2 protein-coding genes are annotated in these 1,818 nt (G+C 70.9%); both read right to left on the bottom strand.

Annotated features, from left to right (window positions below):
* Window positions 1-857, bottom strand: an 857-nt coding sequence (locus AOK09_RS30005) for a 2-oxo acid dehydrogenase subunit E2 (protein WP_055590379.1), incomplete at its 3' end; no start/stop codon positions are given.
* Window positions 850-1,818 (bottom strand): alpha-ketoacid dehydrogenase subunit beta (locus tag AOK09_RS30010; RefSeq protein WP_322973221.1); only part of this gene is annotated, 969 nt, incomplete at its 5' end. The genes AOK09_RS30005 and AOK09_RS30010, both read right to left, overlap by 8 nt.

The following is a 1,818-nucleotide window of genomic DNA, read 5'->3' on the forward strand; positions in this document are numbered from 1 at the left end:
ACGAAGTTGGCGCCGGTCAGGTCGCTTTCGCGGAAGGATCCGGTGGTGGCGGCCAGGCGGTACTTCATCAGCTGGGTGGCGATCTCGGCGGTGGTGCGGTGGGCGGCGTCGTGGACGCAGGGGACGTAGAGTCCTTCGCCGAGGTCGATGGTGACGCCGATGTGCGGGGTGTCGGCCAGGGTCGCGGTCGTGCCCTGGACGGCGGCGAAGAAGCGGGGGAAGTCCGTGTGCAGTGCGGCGACCTGCTGGACGAAGAGTTCGGCCAGGCCCACCGGGCGGCGTACGGTCCGGGTGAGTTGGCGTGCGTGGGCGAGCGCGGGGCCCAGGTCCATCCGCACCACGGTGTAGGCGGCGGGGATGGTCCGGTGGGAGAGCTCCACCGCCCTGGCGACGCCCAGCTGCACGCCGGTGATCGGCGCCCCGGGGGCGCCGTCGGCGGGGCCGGAATCCCCGGCCGCTGCCAGCGCCTCGACGTCCGCACGGCGGACCACCGGGACGCCGAGCGCGGCGATCTGCCCGGGGGTGATGCCCAGTTCGTCGATGAGGGCCTGCGCCGGCCGGGTGACCAGGGGCCCGTCGGCCGTCTTCACGTCCGGCTCCCGCACCGTCGGGCGGGTCGGCTCGGCGCCGTCCTCGACCTGGGCGATCGCCTGGCCGGGGCGGCAGCGGTCGCCCTCCGCGACGAGGTGGCGCAGTGTCCCGGAGGCATCGACCTCCACCTCCTCGGCGGCCTTGGATGTCTCCAGGACCACCACCAGGTCACCGGCCCGGACCGGATCACCGTCCTTGACCAGCCACTCGATCAGGACATAGTCCGTGTCGTTGTTGTTGAGCTTGGGCACCAGCAGCTCAGCCACGCAGGGTCTCCCGGATGACGCGGTGGATGGTGGAGGCGCTGACCAGTACCTCACGCTCCAGATGGGGGGCGGTGGGGATCACCGCGTCCGCGGAGTGGATCAGGGTCACCGGCCCGGCGAGCCGGGTCCAGTGACGCCGGTGGAGCACCTGCGCCACCTCGGCACCCCAGGTACCGCCCGCGGTGCTCTCCTCCACCACGAAGACCCGGCGGGTGCTGGGGAGGTCGATCTCGACGGGGTAGAGCCGGGAGGGGACCAGCAGGGTGCAGACGATCTCCTCCTCCAGCAGCAGCGAGCGCATGGCCTCCAGGGCGCGGTGGGCGGTGCCTCCACCGGCGATGACCACGCAGTCCGGCTCCGCGTCCAGCGACACCACAGCGGTCGGCCCGGTGTCCTGCAGGGTGAACGGGGGCTCGACCTCGTACATGGGGCGGGTGTAGAGGACCTTGTCCTCGAAGAGGACACAGGGCTCCTCCCGCGCCAGCATCTCGGCGAAGACCTCGGCGTTGTCCCGGAACGGCGAGACCTCGTAGAGCGCCAGCCCGGGAACCCCCACGAAATGCTTCTGCAGACTCTGGCTGTGCGTCGGCCCGTAGCCCCGTCCACCGCCGACCGGACAGCGCACCACCATCCGCATCGGCACCCGCGACCCGTACATGGACACCGACTTGGCGGCGAAGTTCACCAACTGGTCGAAGGCCAGCGTGGCGAAGTCACCGAACATGATCTCCACCACCGCACTGTCCCCCGCCAGCGCGAGACCCGCCGCCACCCCCGTGATCGCGTTCTCACTGATCGGAGTGGACAGCACCCGCTCCGGAAAGCGGGTCGACAGCCCCCGGGTGACCTTGAACGCACCCCCGTAGGGGTCCAGCACGTCCTCACCCAGCAGATACAGGTCGGGCGTGCTCTCCAACGCGCCGTGCAACGCCGCATTCAGGTTCTCCGCCACCCTCATGAC

Source organism: Peterkaempfera griseoplana (assembly GCF_001418575.1).
GTDB lineage: Bacteria > Actinomycetota > Actinomycetes > Streptomycetales > Streptomycetaceae > Peterkaempfera > Peterkaempfera griseoplana.